Below are 16,911 nucleotides of genomic sequence, written 5' to 3'. Positions count from 1 at the left end.
CCCCATAGGACATGTCCTAATATTGGGCATCCAAGTAGGGTTGCAGGTCGCGACGAAACACCTTCAATACTTCGGACAACTTCAACCAAGGCTCCTCAAGCTCGGCGCCGCGTTGCTCACGCGCGCACTTTTCCAGGGCCACGCACGCCTTGGCCAGCGGCAGTGCGTCCACCAGTGAGCAAATGCCCTTGAGCCGATGCAACGCCGCATTCAAGCGTGCAACATCGCGCTCGGCCAGGGCGCTGGCCAATACCTCATGTTCGTGGTCCAGGCTCTTTGCCAGTTCCTTCAACATACTGTGCAGCACTGGCCCGTCGGCCTGGGTCATGGTGCGCAAGGCCTGGATATCGAACGACCGCTGCGGCGCAACTCGGGCCAGCACTCGGTTCCAGTGCTCCAGGGTCACCGGCTTGACCAACAGTTCATCCATACCGGCGTCCTCGCAGCGTCGTTGTTCATCTTTCATGGCGTTCGCGGTGCAACCGATCAACGCGCAACGGGTTCGTTGTTCCTCGGCTTCGATGCGCCGGATCGCCTCGCTCAAGGCATAGCCGGACATGCCCGGCATCTGGCAATCGGTCACCAGCACGTCGAAACGCTGCTCACGCCACCGTTGCAACGCGGCCTCGGCCGAATCCAGGGCAATCACCTGATGACCGAGGAACTGCAACTGCTGAGCCAGCACCAGGCGATTGGCCGCCAGGTCATCAACCACCAGCACCGACAGACTGCGCCCTACGGGTGGCAAGGTTACGGTAGGCGTCGCCGGCACATCATCGGTGCTGACTCGATCCAGACGCAGGTCAATACACACCACCGTACCCTCGCCCACCACGCTGTCGAGGTGAATGCGCCCGCCCATCAACTCCACCAATTGCTTGCAGATACTCAGGCCCAGCCCGGTTCCGCCATGTTCCGCCGCCGTCAATGCGCTCACCTGAGTAAACGGCTTGAACACCCGCGGATGTTGCTCGGCACTGATTCCGGGGCCGCTGTCCTCGACGCACAGGTGCAGGTATTCCGTATCGGTGTCATCCCTTTGGCAGGTGACACTGAGGCGAACACCGCCCTGCTCGGTAAACTTCAGCGCATTGCCCAACAGGTTGTGCATCACCTGGCGCAGGCGCAGCGGGTCGAACCAGTAATAGCCCTGGGCGGCGGGATCAAATGCCAGGGTCAAATGCAGGCCCTTTTTTTGCGCCGTGGCTTCGAACAGGCGCTGAATGCCTTCGAAGAAACCCTTCAGCTCAGTGGTCTGCGGAACCAGTTGCAGGTGACCGGCCTCGATCTTGGCCAAGTCCAGGCTGTCGCCCATCAGCGCAATCAGCTCGCGCGCCGAACGATGGGCCACCTGCAGCGCTTGGGAAACCGGCTGGCCGCTTGAAAGGCAGCGCTCCTGTTCCAGCTCGAGCAAACCGATGATGGCGGTCATGGGTGTGCGAATCTCGTGGCTCAAGGCCGAGAGAAATGCACTTTTGGCGTAGTTCGCTTCGTCGGCGGCCTGGCGGGCATCCATCAGTTGGTGCTCCAGGTCTTTGCGTTCGTTGATATCGATCCAACCGCCCAACAGTCCCTGCAAACGGCCCTGGGCATCGAAGAAGGGCACGGTCCACTGATAGACGTGAAAACTGCCGCCGTTGAACTCCAGCTGCCGGTCGACAAACAACGACTGCTGCGTGGCCAATTGCTCCATGTGGCTGGCGTGCAGGCGCGCCGCCGTCGCCTCGGGCATTACCCCGCTCTCCATCAGCGTCAGGCCCTGGATCAGCTCCAGCCGGGTCGCCAGTTGCTGTTCATAACTCTTGTTGCAGGTCATCAGCCGCCCGGCCAAGTCGCGCACGAACAGCGGGTTGGGCATGCCGTCGAGCAAGGCGCGCTTGAACGCCAATTGGTCATTGAGGCGCTGCTCGGCCTCCAGTCGCTGGCGAATTTGGCGCTTGAGCCGGCTGTTCCATACCAGCGATACCAGGACAAACAGCAACGCCGTGGCCACCGTCCAATAGGCCCAAGGCGGCACTCGTTGCCAGACCGGCAGCGGAATCGCCACGGCGCCAATCCAGCGCATGCGCAACGCGTTCAACTCGGCCACCGGCAACGCTTCCAGGGCCTTGTTCAGAATGCTCAACAGCTCAGGCTGGTCCTTGCGTACCGACAGGCAGTTGGATGACCACTTGCCGTCGACACTGCGGCCGATACGCAAGCCATCTTCGGTGTAACTCTGCACCTCGACTTCGGTCTGCAGCGTCGCCGCCGCCTCGCCGCGCTGCACCAGTTCACGGGCCTCGGCGTAATTGTTCACCAGGCGTAGTTCGATCCCAGGGTGCATCTGGCGGATATCACTCTCCAACACATGGCGCGCCGGCAGCGCCAGGACCTTGCCCTCCAGCTGTTTCAAACCGGTCAGCGGCGTGGCATCGGCGCGTTCGACAAACACCCAGCCGGAGCCACCAAAGCCATGACTGAAGTCGAGCAGCGCCCTGCGCTCCTGATTCGCCGCGAGGGTGGTGTTCATCTGCGCCCTGCCGGTTTCCAGCCACTCCAGGGTTTGCGCGGTGGAGTGCACCTCTTCGAAGACAAACTGCAAACCGGTCATGCGCGAGATGCGATGCAGCAGGTCGACGTTCATGCCTACCCAGTGACCGTCCTTGTCCTTGAATATGTAGGGCGACATCTGCTGGGCCACCACCACGACATGAGGATGCTGCATCAACCACGTGTGCTCCAAAGCCGACAGCTCAACACGCTCACCGGTGAAACCGACGCCGAGCCCGGTGGTCCAGCGGGCGAGGATTTCCCGTTGCACCGACTCGTCGATGCCCGCCAGGGCGCGGCTCATCATCGCCCCCAGTAAAGGCTCCGCAGCGCGAGTGGCGAAGGCAAAGCCGATGGGCGCCAGCCGGCTTTGCTCCTTGATCTGCAAGCCCAGGTAAGGCCGCAGCGACTTGTAGGCCCGCACAATCACTTCATTGCCGATAAACGCATCGGCGTCGCCTTGCTTGAGTGCTTCCAGGCCGCTGTAAAGGTTGGGCGCAAGCATAATGTGGCTGTCGGGATAGGCCGCCTGCACCTTATGCACATTGGCGTAACCGTCGAGTAGCACCACTTTCTTGCCCGCCAGGTCGTCCTCTTGAAACTCGTCACGACGCAGCACTACCACCGATTGGTCGGGCATGTAGTCCTGGGTGAACTGCAACCCGGGGGTATCACGTTCATAGCCATTGGCGCTGGTCAGGATATCGATGGCCCCACTGCGCAGCGCTTCAACCGCCTGGGCCCGCTCGGCAAAGCCCAGCACCTGCATGGGCATCTGCAGGCGAGCGCCGACCAGGCTCAGGTAATCGGCACTGATGCCCTGGTAGCGATTGCGGTCGCGGGTGATATCAATCGGCTGATAGTCATCAATGGAAATGCCCACCTTCAATGTCCGATGCGCCGCCAGCCACTGCTGCTCCGCGGGGGCCAGGGGCATAGGTTCAAGCGGGATAAACGCTGGCACCAGCTTGAAGGGCAAGCTGACGGCCGCCAGGCTTGCCGGTACTTGGGTGAGCCACAGCATGCACATCAGCCGCAATGTCCATTGGATCAAAACCTGCACCGATTGGGTTTCCTTGATTGGGCGAAAGGGCAAGTATGGCTCGCCAGAATGAAAAAGCCCGTCGCGAGGACGGGCGTGGCCTGACGGATGATCAGTATTCAACTGATGACCACGATTCAATCAGAGCGGCTTACCGCGATTACCATGCTGGCTGACAAACGCCTGCACCGCCTTCAGGTCATTCGCCAGCACCGTGCAACGCTCTTCACGCGCAAACAGGTCGGTCAGGTGCTCTGGCAGCTCCAGTGCCTTGCCAACACCTGCCTTCTCCACTGCTTCCGGGAACTTGACCGGGTGGGCGGTACCGAGGATCACCATCGGGATATCCAGGCTACGGCGACATTCGCGGGCGGCCTTCACACCGATGGCGGTATGCGGGTCAAGCACTTCGCCGGTCTGGGCATAGACCTCAGCGATGGTTTCGCAGGTCTGTGCATCGTCCACGGCCAGGGAATCGAACAGCTTGCGGGTTTCGGTCCAGCGCTCTTGCTCGACGCTGAAGCCGCCACCCTGCTTGAAGCTGTTCATCAGCTCGGCCAGGGCCGCACCGTTGCGACCGTGCATGTCGAACAGCAGGCGTTCGAAGTTCGACGACACCATGATGTCCATGGATGGCGACAGCGTGGCGTGCAGGGTTTCCTTGACGTACTGGTTGCCGCTCATGAAGCGGTGCAGGATGTCGTTGCGGTTGGTGGCGACGATCAACTGGTTGATCGGCAGGCCCATGTTGCGCGCCAGGTAACCGGCGAAGATGTCGCCGAAGTTGCCGGTGGGCACCGAGAACGACACCGAACGCGCCGGGCCGCCCAACTGCAGCGATGCATGGAAGTAGTAGACGATCTGGGCCATGATCCGCGCCCAGTTGATCGAGTTCACAGCTACCAGGCGCGTGCCTTTGAGGAAGCTCTGGTCAGCGAAGCTGTTCTTGACCATTTCCTGGCAGTCATCGAAGTTGCCTTCGATGGCGATGTTGTGGATGTTCTCACCGAAGATGGTGGTCATCTGCCGACGCTGCACTTCCGACACGCGCTTGTGCGGGTGCAGGATGAAGATGTCGACGTTTTCGCAGTGCTTGCACCCTTCGATGGCCGCCGAACCGGTATCACCGGAGGTGGCGCCGATGATTACCACGCGCTCGCCGCGCTTCTCCAGCACGTAGTCGAGCAAACGACCCAGCAGTTGCAGGGCGAAGTCCTTGAACGCCAGGGTCGGGCCGTGGAACAGTTCCAGGACCCACTCGTTGCCGTTCAACTGGCGCAGGGGCGCGATGGCGTTGTGGGAAAACACGCCATACGTTTCTTCCAGGATTTTCTTGAAATCCGCATCCGGGATGCTGCCGGTAACGAACGGGCGCATCACTCGGAATGCCAGCTCGTGGTACGGCAGGCCGGCCCAGGAGGCAATTTCTTCCTGGGTGAAGCGTGGCAGGTTTTCCGGCACGTACAGGCCGCCGTCGGTGGCAAGGCCTGCCAGCAAAACGTCTTCGAAATTCAGGGCCGGTGCCTGGCCGCGGGTGCTGATGTAACGCATGACTGGCTCCTCTAAAACATTCTCGAACAGAGGCCGCCGAACAGACGGGGCCCCTGGAACAAATCGGTTAGTTCAAGTGTTCGACGCGAATCCGCACCACCGGGCCGACCACGCCTTGCAGAGCTTCCAGGGCGTGGATGGCATCGTTGATATGCTGTTCGAGCACGCGGTGGGTCAGCAGGATCATCGGCACCTGGCCGTTTTGCTCCTCGACTTCCTTCTGCATGATCGACTCTATGTTGATGCCACGCTCCGACAGGATGCTCGCCACCTGGGCCAACACGCCCGGATGATCCTGGGCTTGTATGCGCAGGTAGTAGGCGCTTTCGCAGGCTTCGATCGGCAGGATCGGGTGGGCCGACAGCGAGTCCGGCTGGAAGGCCAGGTGCGGTACGCGGTTTTCCGGGTCGCTGGTCATGGCGCGAACCACGTCCACCAGGTCGGCGATCACCGACGACGCGGTCGGCTCCATGCCGGCGCCGGCGCCGTAGAACAGGGTAGAACCGGCGGCGTCACCGTTGACCATCACCGCGTTCATCACGCCATTGACGTTGGCAATCAGGCGGTCGGCCGGGATCAGTGTCGGGTGCACACGCAATTCGATACCCGCCGCGGTGCTGCGCGCCACGCCCAGGTGCTTGATGCGGTAGCCCAGGGCTTCGGCGTAGTTCACGTCGGCGGTGGTCAGCTTGGTGATGCCTTCGGTATAGGCCTTGTCGAACTGCAGCGGGATACCAAAGGCGATGGAGGCCAGGATGGTCAGCTTGTGGGCTGCGTCGATACCTTCCACGTCAAAGGTCGGGTCGGCTTCGGCATAACCCAGGGCCTGGGCTTCGGCCAGTACGTCTTCGAAGGTACGGCCCTTCTCGCGCATTTCGGTGAGGATGAAGTTACCGGTGCCGTTGATGATGCCGGCCACCCAGTTGATACGGTTGGCGGACAGGCCTTCACGGATCGCCTTGATCACCGGGATACCACCGGCCACCGCAGCTTCGAACGCGACGATCACGCCCTTCTCGCGGGCCTTGGCGAAGATCTCGTTGCCGTGCACGGCGATCAGCGCCTTGTTGGCGGTGACCACGTGCTTGCCGTTCTCGATGGCCTTGAGCACCAGCTCGCGGGCCACGGTGTAGCCACCCACCAGTTCGATGACGATATCGATTTCAGGGTTGGTGGCCACGGCGAAGACATCGTTGGTAATCGTAATACCGGTCGTTTCGAACTGAGGCTTTGGCGAACGCGTGGCAATTTGCGCCACTTCAATCCCGCGCCCTGCACGGCGGGAAATTTCTTCAGCGTTACGCTGAAGTACGTTGAAGGTACCGCCACCGACGGTCCCTAACCCACAGATGCCTACTTTGACCGGTTTCACTGAAGAACTCCCCATGAAACGGCCGACTCAAGGTCGGCCGTGGAAAACAGCCGCGCAACTGCGGCTCTCAATTAATGACCCGTCGACGGTTCGGCGGGTCATGATCGTCAAAGGCTCGACGATTAATGCTTACTTGGCACCCAGTGCCAGTTTGGCAACTTGCGGCGCCGGCTGGTAGCCCGGAATCACCTGGCCGTCGGCCAAAACGATGGCCGGTGTACCGCTCACACCAATGGACTGGCCGAGCGCGAACTGCTTGGAAACCGGGTTGGCGCATTTGGCCGCCTTGATTTCCTTGCCGTCGACCATCTTGTCCATGGCGGCCTTCTTGTCGGCCGAGCACCACACGGCTTGCAACTGCTCGTCACCCGGCGAACCCAGGCCCTGGCGCGGGAACGCCACATAGCGAACTTCCACGCCCAGCTTGTTCAGCGCAGGGACTTCGGCGTGCAGCTTGTGGCAGTACGGGCAGGTGGTGTCGGTAAACACGGTGATGTGGGTCTTGGTTTCACCGATGGCGGGGTAAACCACGGTTTCAGCCACCGGGATGCCGTTGATCAACTTGGACACGCCCAGGCGCTCGGCTTTCTCGGTCAGGTTGACCGGCTTGCCGTCCTTGAGCTGGAACAGGTAGCCCTGGACGATGTACTGGCCATCGGCACTGGCGTACAGCACACGGCTGCCCTTGAGCTTGACTTCATACAGGCCGGCCATGGGGCTGGCGCTGATGCTTTCGATAGGCGTGTCGAGCTGCAAGTTGGCCAGGCTCTTGCGAATGGTTTGCTCGGCCGCATCATCGGCGACAGCAAAGGTGGAAACCAACGCAATGGCTGCGGCGGCGATAATCTGGGTCAAGCGCATGGGAACTCCTGAAGGCAGAGGCAGGGACGGGGGCAGAATATCGACCTGGAACACAACTCGGGCCGTCCCCTTTGCGAACCGGCAAAGCCTACCACAGTTGGGCCGGGGGGCAGACTGTGGCAGGTAAATTGGGCCGTTTCTGACAGTTTTTATCCGCGAGGATGGTGCTTGGCGTGCATGTCCTGCAAACGTGCCCGTGCCACATGGGTGTAGATCTGGGTTGTGGATAAGTCACTGTGGCCGAGCAGCATTTGCACCACGCGCAAATCCGCGCCATGGTTGAGCAAATGGGTGGCGAATGCATGGCGCAAGGTATGCGGTGACAGGGCCTTGCCGATTCCGGCTACTTTGGCCTGGTGCTTGATGCGGTGCCAGAAGGTCTGGCGGGTCATTTGCTCGCCGCGCAGGCTGGGGAACAGCACATCACTGGGGCGGCCACCGAGCAACTCGTGGCGCGCATCGCGCATATAGCGCTCCACCCACACAATCGCCTCCTCGCCCATCGGCACCAGCCGCTCCTTGCTGCCTTTGCCCATTACCCGCAACACGCCCTGGCGCAGGTTGACTTGCTCAAGCGTCAGGCTGATCAGTTCGGTCACCCGCAAGCCGCAGGCATACAACACCTCTAGCATGGCGCGGTCGCGCTGGCCGATGGCTTCGCTCAGGTCCGGAGCGGCGAGCAAGGCGTCGACGTCGGCTTCCGACAGAGATTTGGGCAGCGGCCTACCGAGTTGCGGCATGTCGATTTGCAGGGTCGGGTCGAGGGCAATAAGCTTTTCCCGCAGCAGGTAGCGATAAAAACCGCGTACGCCAGAGAGAAATCGTGCAGTGGAGCGCGGCTTGTAGTTCTGCTCCAGGCGCCAGGCCAAGTGATCGAGAATCAGCTCGCGCCCGGCATTGATCAGTTCGAGATTTTTCTCCTGTAGCCAACCGTTGAACAGGGCCAGGTCACTGCGATACGCCTGGCGCGTGTTGTCCGACAGGCCTTTTTCCAGCCAGAGGGCGTCGAGGAAGCGGTCGATCAAAGGGTGGTCGATGGCAGGCATGGGTACTCAAGCTACGCGGCACGGGGCTTGGCGCAAATTATTTAGTGAACTGTGGCAAGGGTCGCTAGTCTTTCATAGCCCGCTACTTCAAGGAACAGGAAGCTTCAATGAACGAACAACAGATTCTGCTGGCCTTCGGTGGCATTGGCGTGGCGGCACTGGGCTGCCAATGGCTGGCCTGGCGCCTGAAGCTGCCGGCGATTCTCTTCCTGTTATTAACTGGCATCCTGGTCGGGCCGGTGCTCGGCTGGCTCGACCCTCAGGAGATGTTCGGCCCGTTGCTGATGCCACTGGTATCCCTGGCCGTGGCGCTGATTCTGTTCGAAGGTAGCCTCACCCTGCACCTTTCGGAATGGAAGGAAATTGGCAGCGTGGTGCATCGCCTGGTCACGGTCGGCGCCCTGTCGACATGGGCGGTGATCACCCTGGCCACCCACTGGCTGCTGGGGTTTGACTGGATGCTCGCCCTGCTGTTCGGCACCCTGACCCTGGTAACGGGCCCGACCGTGATCGTGCCGATGCTGCGCGTGGTACGCCCCAAAGCCTCGATTGCCAACATCCTGCGCTGGGAAGGCATCGTCATCGACCCGATTGGCGCGCTGCTGGCGGTGGTGGTCTATAGCTTCATCATTGCCCGGGCCTCGGGCGACGGTTTGAGCCATAGCCTGCTGACTTTCGGCGGCGTGATCCTGTGCGGCAGCCTGTTCGGTATTGCCGGAGGCTGGGTGCTGGGGCAGATCATGCGCCGGCAGTGGTTGCCGGAATACCTGCATAACCTGGCGACGCTGGCCGGCGTGCTGGGCATCTTTATCGCCGCCAACCAGGTGATGCATGAGTCCGGCCTGCTGGCGGTCACGCTGATGGGCATGTGGATGGCGAATATGAAGGGCGTGGATGTAAGGCACATCCTGCACTTCAAGGAAAACCTCAGTGTGTTGCTGATTTCCGGGCTGTTCATCCTGCTGGCGGCGCGCCTGGACTTGAATGCCTTGATCGCCCTGGGACCGTTCGTATTGATCCTGCTGTTGATCATCCAATTTATTGCTCGCCCACTGAACGTCGCGCTTTCAACCTTCGGCTCCGGACTGAACTGGCGTGAGCGCGCACTGCTGGCATGGATCGCTCCACGGGGCATTGTGGCAGCGGCGGTGTCGGCGATCTTTGCGATCCGCCTGGACGAGGCGGGTCACGAAGGCGCGTTGCTGCTCGTACCGCTGACCTTCGCGGTGATCATCGGCACCGTAGTGCTGCAAAGCGCCACGGCTCGCCCTTTGGCCCGCCTGTTGAAAGTTGCCGAACCTGCGCCCAGTGGTTTCCTGATTGTCGGTGCCAACGGCCCGGCGCGGGCCCTCGGCAAGGCATTGCAGCAATTGGGCAGCCGAGTGTTGCTGACGGATTCCAGCTGGGAAAACATACGCGCCAGCCGCATGGAGGGGCTGCCCACTTATTTCGGTAACCCAGCCTCACAGCATGCCGAGTCCCATCTGGATCTGGTTGGCCTCGGGCATTTGCTCGCGCTCTCGCCTTCCGGGGAACTGAACGCCTTGGCCACCATGCGTTTTCGCCATGACTTTGGCCATCGCTTGTTCGCCCTGGCTAGCAGCCAGGAAAGCCGTCGCACCGACAAACACAAGGCCAGCCACGAACACCGTGGCCACCTGCTGGGCAGCCAACCCTTGAGCTACGCCAAATTGGCCAGCCTGCTGGGCCAGGGCGCGGAGTTGTACAGCACCCACCTCACCGAGGGCTTTGGGTGGGAGCAATACCAGGCGCTGCATGGGGAGCGGGCCACCTTGCTGTTCGCCCGGGACACCAGCGGCTGGGTGCACGTGGTGACACCCGAGAGCAGCGTGAAACCTGGCGCCGGCTGGACCTTGCTGGCGGTGATCCAGCCAGAGAACAGTACTGTCGGGTAATCAGTCGGCAAACCCAGGCAGTACCGGTACAGGGCGTTTGTCTGCATCAATCGCGACAAAGCTGAACACGCCCTGGATCGCCTTCTCACGGCCATCGACGCTCATGCTCTCGACAAACACCTCTACTTCTACCTTGAGGCTGGTGTTGCCGACCTTGATCACCCGGCCGATCAACTCAACGATGGAGCCCGCCGGGATCGCGTGATTGAAGTCGATACGGTCGGTAGACACAGTCACCAGGGGCAAGCGACAGAAACGCGTGGCGGTGATGAACGACACTTCGTCCATCCACGCCAATGCGGTGCCGCCGAACAGGGTGTTGTGGTGGTTGGTGGTCGGCGGGAACACGGCCTTGGTCACATGGGTGACGGACAGATCGGTGCGGCGCTGGATTTCTTCGAGGCGGGTGGTCATGGCTGGATACCGGCAAATAGACAAATTTCAGGCACAAAAAAGCAGCCCGTAGGCTGCTTTTTTCTGCATCGGGAAGCTGGACTTAAGCCAGTTTTTCCTTGATGCGAGCTGCTTTACCGGACAGGTCACGCAGGTAGTACAGCTTGGCTTTACGTACGTCACCGCGACGCTTGACGGCCATGCTGTCGATTTGCGGGCTGTAGGTCTGGAAAGTACGCTCTACGCCAACACCGTTGGAGATTTTACGAACAGTGAAAGCACTGTTCACACCACGGTTACGCTTGGCGATTACCACGCCTTCGAACGCTTGCAGACGCGAACGGTCGCCTTCCTTCACTTTCACCTGAACGACAATGGTGTCGCCCGGGGCAAAGGTAGGGATCTCTTTGGTCATCTGCTCTGCTTCGAGTGCAAGGATGATTTTGTTAGTCATGCTGTGCTCCTAAGGTAAGTCAATGGACCTACCATCGATACGTTGTTAACTATCGTCCCGCGCGAGGATGTATTCCTCGAGCAGCTTCTTCTCTTCTCCAGAAAGCGAGCGGCTTTCCAGAAGATCGGCGCGTCGTTCATAGGTCCGACCAAGGGACTGCTGTAAACGCCAACGCCGGATGTGTGCGTGATTGCCACTTAGCAATACGTCGGGAACACGCTGATCCACATACACCTCCGGACGGGTGTAGTGCGGGCAATCCAGCAAACCATCCGTGAAGGAATCTTCCTCCGCGGAGTCCGCATGCCCTAAAGCTCCGGGCAGCAGTCGTGTAACCGCATCTATCAGGACCATCGCCGGCAGCTCGCCGCCAGACAGGACATAGTCCCCAATCGACCACTCTTCATCGACATGAGCTTCAATAAAACGCTCGTCAATGCCTTCATAGCGACCGGCAATCAGGATCAGTGCTTCCTCATTCGCCAGTTCGCGTACCGCCGCCTGTTTCAGCTGACGGCCTTGAGGGGACAGGTAAATCACCTTCGCCTTCTCCCCGGCGGCTGCCTTGGCCTGAACCAATGCATCTTCCAGGGGCTTGATCTTCATCACCATGCCCGGGCCACCGCCAAATGGGCGATCGTCCACAGTGTGATGTCGATCCGTCGTGTAGTCTCGCGGGTTCCAACAGGTAAGCTGCAACAGCCCCTGTTTCACCGCCCGACTGGTGATGCCGTACTCGCTGATGGCGGAAAACATCTCGGGAAACAAACTGATCACTTCAATGCGCAAATTAGCCACGCTTAGAAGTCCGCGTCCCATTCCACCTTCATCTCGCCCGCTGCCAGGTCGACGGCCAACACGCATTGCTCGGTATAGGGCAACAGGCGTTCGCGATCATCCAGGCTGCCAGCGCAAGGCTTGACCACCATTACATCATTGGCGCCGGTTTCCAGAAGATGATCGATTTTCCCCAGCAATTGCCCGAGTTGATCAATAACCTTCAGACCTTCCAGCTGGTACCAGTAGTACTCGCCGTCGGTCAATTCAGGGAACAGGTTGCGCGGCACACAGATCTCATAACCGGCCAGAAGACGAGCTTCCTCACGATCATCAAGACCCTTGAGCTTTGCGACCAGGAACTTATCGCTCCCGCGTCCACTGACCAGCTCGACCTGTTTCACACTACCTTCGCGCTTGAGCGTCCAGGCCTTGTACTGCAACAGGTTTTCAGTCGGATCAGTAAAGGAATACACCTTCACTTCGCCGCGAACGCCATGAACAGAGTAAATCTTGCCGATAACGATCAAATCATCAGCAACAGCTGGCGTCGCGTTCATATTGCTCAGGCTGCGGCCTTAGCCGAGTCCTTCAACAGTTTTGCAACGCGCTCGGATGGCTGTGCACCAACGCTCAGCCAGTAGGCTACGCGCTCTTGGTTCACGGACAGACGAACTTCTTGACCACGAGCAACAGGGTTGAAGAAACCAACCTGTTCCTTGTGCGAACCGTCACGCGGGTTGCGGCTGTCGGTTACGGTCAAGTGGTAAAACGGGCGCTTTTTGGAGCCGCCAAGGGCAAGACGGATTGTTAGCATGTGAACATCGTTCCTGTAGTCGGTGCTGCAAATCTAAATGCACAGCGGGCATAGGTGCCCGAAAGGCCGCATATTCTAAGGAATATCCCGACTTTTGCAAATGTCTTTTTCTGGCGCCTATCAGCGTGCCACTCAGATCTGCTATAGAGCCGTCGGTTAAAACGGCGAGTCAGCGCCCGCCAACGGCGGGTTTGCTGGAGATCCCACATCCCTGTGGGTCGGAGCAGGAGCTGGGCTCCCGCTCGAATACTTTACATTTTCGGCATGCCGCCGCCGGGCAACATACCGCCCATGCCGCGCATCATCTTGGCCATACCGCCTTTGGCGGAGAATTTCTTCATCATCTTCTGCATCTGCTTGTGCTGCTTGATCAAGCGACCAATGTCCTGCACCTGAGTGCCGGAACCCATGGCGATCCGACGTTTGCGCGAACCGCTGATCAGCTCAGGGTCGCGGCGCTCGGCCGGGGTCATGGAGTTGATGATGGCTTCCATCTGCTTGAACTGCTTCTCTGCCGCGCCCTGGGCGTTGCCCATTTGCGCCAGGTTCACACCGCCGATGTTCGGCAGCTTGTCCATCAGGCCGCCGAGGCCGCCCATGTTCTTCATCTGTTGCAACTGGTCGCGGAAGTCTTCGAGGTCGAAGCCCTTGCCCTTTTTCAGCTTTTTGGCGAGTTTGTCGGCCTTGTCCTTGTCGAGCGTGGCTTCAGCCTGTTCGATCAGGCTGAGCACGTCACCCATGCCGAGGATACGCGAGGCAATACGCTCGGGGTGGAACGGCTCGAGTGCGTCGCTCTTCTCGCCCATACCGATGAACTTGATCGGCTTGCCGGTGATGGCACGTACCGACAGCGCAGCACCGCCACGGGCGTCGCCGTCGACCTTGGTGAGGATCACGCCAGTCAGCGGCAGTGCGTCACCAAAGGCCTTGGCGGTGTTGGCCGCATCCTGGCCGGTCATGGCGTCGACCACGAACAGCGTCTCGACCGGGCTGATCGCGGCATGCAGCGCCTTGATCTCGCCCATCATCTCTTCGTCGATGTGCAGGCGACCGGCGGTATCGACGATGACCACGTCGATGAACTTGAGCTTGGCTTCTTTAATAGCTGCGTTGGCGATGTCGACCGGCTTCTGGCTCAGGTCGGACGGGAAGAAGGTCACGCCTACTTCGCCTGCGAGCATTTCCAACTGCTTGATGGCCGCCGGACGGTACACGTCGGCCGATACCACCATCACGGATTTCTTCTTGCGCTCTTTAAGGAAGCGCGCCAGCTTGCCGGCGGTGGTGGTTTTACCCGCGCCCTGCAAACCCGCCATCAGCACGACGGCCGGTGGCACGGCGCTGAGGTTCAAATCTTCGTTGGCCGCGCCCATCAGGCTTTCGAGTTCGGCCTGGACGATCTTCACAAAGGCCTGGCCCGGGGTCAGGCTGCGAGACACTTCGGTGCCGACCGCGCGCTCCTTGACCGAGTTGACGAAGTCCTTCACCACCGGCAAAGCCACGTCGGCTTCCAGCAACGCCATGCGCACTTCACGCAGGGTGTCTTTAATATTGTCCTCGGTCAGCTTGGCCTTGCCGGTAACGTGGCGCAGCGTCTGCGAGAGACGGTCAGTCAGGTTTTCAAACATGCGCGATCCTTTCAGGCCCTATTCAACAAAATGCATTGGTAGACCGAGGTAGTGGCGGCCCAGGCTGTGGTAAATCGCTATTAAAAACAGCGCTCGGCGAGCCTGCGGCGTGGGCAGGTCGCGGATTATAGCGAAGACTGCGCCCATGCACACCCGCTGTCTGGCCCATGAGTCTTTCGTGGAGCGCAGGTGTGTGCCAAACTCAGCGCCTTTCGGGCTTGTCTATCAGGATTTATGCTCCCCTTGTCACCCAGTTTGCTACCCAGCCTCGCCGCCGCCATCCTGTATGCCGCTGCGACCCTCTATCAGGGCACTCGTCTGGCCCAAGGCACTAAAGCGGACAAACGTCTGCTCGTCGGCCTTGGCGTGCTGGCCCTGCTGGCCCATGCCGCCAGCCTGTTTACCCACCTGATGACCCCTGTGGGCCTGGGCCTGGATTTTTTCAGCGCCGCCAGCCTGATCGCCGCGGCCGTCATCGCGCTGACGCTGCTGGCCTGCTACCGCATTCCCGTCGAGAACCTGCTGGTGCTGCTATTCCCACTGGGAATGCTGACGGTCCTGCTGGCGCAATTTACGCCCACCGGCACCGTGCAGGTGATCGATGAGGAGCCGGGCATCCTTGCCCACATCCTGTTGTCGATCCTTGCCTACGGCATGTTCACCATTGCGGTGTTCCAGGCCCTGCTCCTGCTGCTGCAGGATCACCAGCTCAAACACAAGCACCCGTCCGGGCTGATCAAGAACTTCCCGCCGCTGCAAACCATGGAAAGCCTGCTGTTCGGCTTCCTGTGGGCCGGTTGGACCCTGCTGTCGCTCTCGCTGATCTCCGGCTGGCTGTTCGTCGAGAACCTGTTCGCCCAGCACCTGGTGCACAAAACCTTGCTGGCGTGCCTGGCCTGGGTGGTGTTCAGCGTGTTGCTGTGGGGCCGCAACCGCCTCGGCTGGCGTGGGCACAAGGCGATCCGCTGGACCCTGGCCGGTTTCTGCCTGCTGATGCTGGCCTATTTCGGCAGCAAGCTGGTTCGCGAATACATCCTGCATATCTGACGGGCAGCGATCATGGACAACTTGCCCTTAGGGCCGATGCTCGCCGTAATTGCCCTGCTGATTTTATGGGCGGCGCTGTTTACCGCCATTGAAGCCGCGCAACAACACCTGCTGGCCCTGCGCCCCGGTACACGCCAGGGCGACAAGGCTGCCGCGCGCCTGAGCTTCCCGCGCCATAGCCTGATCCTGTGCAACAGCTTGTGCCGCGCCGCGGTGGTGATCCTCTGCACGCTGCTGGCAATCTATGCCTGGGCGCAGAACGGCCCATGGCTCGGCTGGCTGATCTCCTGCGCACTGCTGCTGATACTGGCCGACTACCTGCCCCGCGCCCTCGCCACCCGCCATCCGCAAGCGGTGCTGGGTTTCGGTAACACCCTGCTGGGCGTGCCGCTGAAAATCCTCTATCCCGCAGCCTGGCTGCTCAATGGCATCAGCCTGTTGCTGCTGCGCCCGTTTGCCCGCAAGGCCGGCGTGGTAAAAAACAGCGACGAGCCGCTGCCCCACCACGACGACGAACCGCAGCCCGAAGCCGACGACGACCGTACGCCCGGTATGCCTGGCATTCATGCCCTGGACAACATCACCGTCAATGACATCCTGGTGCCGCGCAGCGAAGTGGACGGTATCAACCTGGATGACTCGATCGACGAGATCATCGAACAACTGCGCAGCTCCCAGCGCACCCGTCTGCCGGTGTTCCACAGCGATATCAACCAGGTCGAAGCGGTGCTCAACACCCGGCAGGTCCAGCATCTGCTACCCGACGCCAGCCTGACCAAAGAGGCGCTGCTCGCGGCCTGCCACGAACCCTACTTCGTCCCGGAAAGCACGCCCCTACAGCTGCAACTGCTGAATTTCCACAAGCAGCAGCGGCGTCTGGGCATGGTGGTGGATGAGTACGGCGAAGTGCAGGGCATCGTCACCCTGGAAGATATTCTTGAAGAGATCGTCGGCGAATTCGAAAACGACCCGGCTGTGGATAACCCACATATCGAAGCCCAGCCCGATGGCCGCTACATCATCGACGGTGCTGCCTCGATCCGCGAACTGAATAAAAGCCTGGGCTGGCACCTGCCCAGCGATGGCCCCAAGACCCTCAACGGCCTGGTGACAGAGGCGCTGGAGACCATTCCGGATTGCGCGGTGTGCCTGAAGATCGGCCGCTACCGCCTGGAAATCCTCGAGACCGAGGACAACCGGGTGAGCAAGGTGTTGATCTGGCATACCAGCCATGTGCCCGTCGCCGCATAACCTCTGACAGCCCACATTTGGTTTGCGGCACTCCAGCCACTTGTTGTATTTCCAAACCCCTTCCTATAATCCCTGCGGCTTACCCAAGCCCCGCCCGACCGCGTGCTACCCGCACTCAGCGCGTCCAGGCACTGCTTCATGTCCGACCGGTGTTTGCTCCCATCCCGAGCCGCCCCGCGCACAACCCTGATCCATGGGTGTTCGACCAATAATAATCCGCGTCC

General features: G+C 60.5%; 14 protein-coding genes. 3 read left to right on the top strand and 11 right to left on the bottom strand.

All coding sequences use genetic code 11. The annotated features are described in order from the left end of the window. Positions 1 to 16 precede the first annotated feature (16 nt). From FRT59_RS22605 to xerD, 5 genes are all read right to left on the bottom strand, one after another. Positions 17 to 3,595: an ATP-binding protein gene (locus tag FRT59_RS22605; RefSeq protein ID WP_198832836.1), complete on the bottom strand. Its 3,579-nt coding sequence runs from the start codon at positions 3,593 to 3,595 to the stop codon at positions 17 to 19. Between the two features lie 120 nt (positions 3,596 to 3,715). Next, positions 3,716 to 5,125, bottom strand: a complete 1,410-nt coding sequence (gene thrC / locus FRT59_RS22600; RefSeq protein ID WP_034115846.1) for a threonine synthase — start codon at positions 5,123 to 5,125, stop codon at positions 3,716 to 3,718. A 67-nt stretch (positions 5,126 to 5,192) separates the two neighbouring features. After that, positions 5,193 to 6,497 carry a homoserine dehydrogenase gene (locus FRT59_RS22595; RefSeq protein ID WP_034115847.1) on the bottom strand — a complete coding sequence of 435 codons (1,305 nt, stop codon included), beginning with the start codon at positions 6,495 to 6,497 and terminating at the stop codon, positions 5,193 to 5,195. A 129-nt stretch (positions 6,498 to 6,626) separates the two neighbouring features. Continuing rightward, positions 6,627 to 7,358, bottom strand: coding sequence for a disulfide isomerase DsbC N-terminal domain-containing protein (locus FRT59_RS22590; protein WP_034115848.1), 732 nt, complete (start codon positions 7,356 to 7,358; stop codon positions 6,627 to 6,629). A gap of 149 nt (positions 7,359 to 7,507) precedes the next feature. After that, positions 7,508 to 8,404 (bottom strand): site-specific tyrosine recombinase XerD, encoded by an 897-nt coding sequence (gene xerD, locus FRT59_RS22585; protein ID WP_153839117.1) that lies wholly within the window; start codon positions 8,402 to 8,404, stop codon positions 7,508 to 7,510. A 107-nt stretch (positions 8,405 to 8,511) separates the two neighbouring features. Here xerD and FRT59_RS22580 point away from each other — a divergent pair, with 107 nt between their 5' ends. Then, positions 8,512 to 10,320 (top strand): cation:proton antiporter, encoded by a 1,809-nt coding sequence (locus FRT59_RS22580; RefSeq protein ID WP_153872443.1) that lies wholly within the window; start codon positions 8,512 to 8,514, stop codon positions 10,318 to 10,320. Here FRT59_RS22580 and FRT59_RS22575 read toward each other — a convergent pair whose 3' ends face one another. The 6 genes from FRT59_RS22575 to ffh all read right to left on the bottom strand — a co-directional run bounded on the left by FRT59_RS22575 (position 10,321) and on the right by ffh (position 14,389). After that, entirely contained in the window at positions 10,321 to 10,734 is a 414-nt protein-coding gene (locus FRT59_RS22575) for an acyl-CoA thioesterase (protein ID WP_034115851.1), read from the bottom strand. An 82-nt stretch (positions 10,735 to 10,816) separates the two neighbouring features. Continuing rightward, a complete protein-coding gene (gene rplS / locus FRT59_RS22570; RefSeq protein ID WP_003175895.1) occupies positions 10,817 to 11,167 on the bottom strand; it encodes a 50S ribosomal protein L19 in 351 nt (116 codons plus the stop codon). Between the two features lie 45 nt (positions 11,168 to 11,212). Next, positions 11,213 to 11,986 (bottom strand): tRNA (guanosine(37)-N1)-methyltransferase TrmD, encoded by a 774-nt coding sequence (trmD, locus tag FRT59_RS22565; protein WP_153839118.1) that lies wholly within the window; start codon positions 11,984 to 11,986, stop codon positions 11,213 to 11,215. Beyond that, complete coding sequence (gene rimM / locus FRT59_RS22560) at positions 11,968 to 12,504, bottom strand: ribosome maturation factor RimM (RefSeq protein WP_124401795.1); 537 nt, start codon at positions 12,502 to 12,504, stop codon at positions 11,968 to 11,970. The genes trmD and rimM overlap by 19 nt, the downstream gene beginning before the upstream one ends. 5 nt (positions 12,505 to 12,509) lie before the next feature. Next, positions 12,510 to 12,761, bottom strand: a complete 252-nt coding sequence (gene rpsP, locus FRT59_RS22555; protein WP_003175899.1) for a 30S ribosomal protein S16 — start codon at positions 12,759 to 12,761, stop codon at positions 12,510 to 12,512. A 251-nt stretch (positions 12,762 to 13,012) separates the two neighbouring features. Next, positions 13,013 to 14,389, bottom strand: coding sequence for a signal recognition particle protein (ffh, locus tag FRT59_RS22550; RefSeq protein ID WP_034115852.1), 1,377 nt, complete (start codon positions 14,387 to 14,389; stop codon positions 13,013 to 13,015). Positions 14,390 to 14,623: 234 nt separating this feature from the next. Here ffh and FRT59_RS22545 point away from each other — a divergent pair, with 234 nt between their 5' ends. Both FRT59_RS22545 and FRT59_RS22540 read left to right on the top strand, forming a co-directional pair. Continuing rightward, on the top strand, positions 14,624 to 15,436 hold the full coding sequence (locus FRT59_RS22545; protein ID WP_034115853.1) for a cytochrome C assembly family protein: 813 nt from the start codon (positions 14,624 to 14,626) through the stop codon (positions 15,434 to 15,436). A gap of 12 nt (positions 15,437 to 15,448) precedes the next feature. After that, on the top strand, positions 15,449 to 16,687 hold the full coding sequence (locus FRT59_RS22540; protein ID WP_153839120.1) for a transporter associated domain-containing protein: 1,239 nt from the start codon (positions 15,449 to 15,451) through the stop codon (positions 16,685 to 16,687). Positions 16,688 to 16,911 lie beyond the last annotated feature (224 nt).

The sequence above is a fragment of the Pseudomonas haemolytica genome (assembly GCF_009659625.1).
Taxonomy (GTDB): Bacteria; Pseudomonadota; Gammaproteobacteria; order Pseudomonadales; family Pseudomonadaceae; genus Aquipseudomonas; species Aquipseudomonas haemolytica.
Note: the sequence above shows the minus strand (reverse complement) of the source record. Positions and strands in the feature narration are given on the sequence as shown.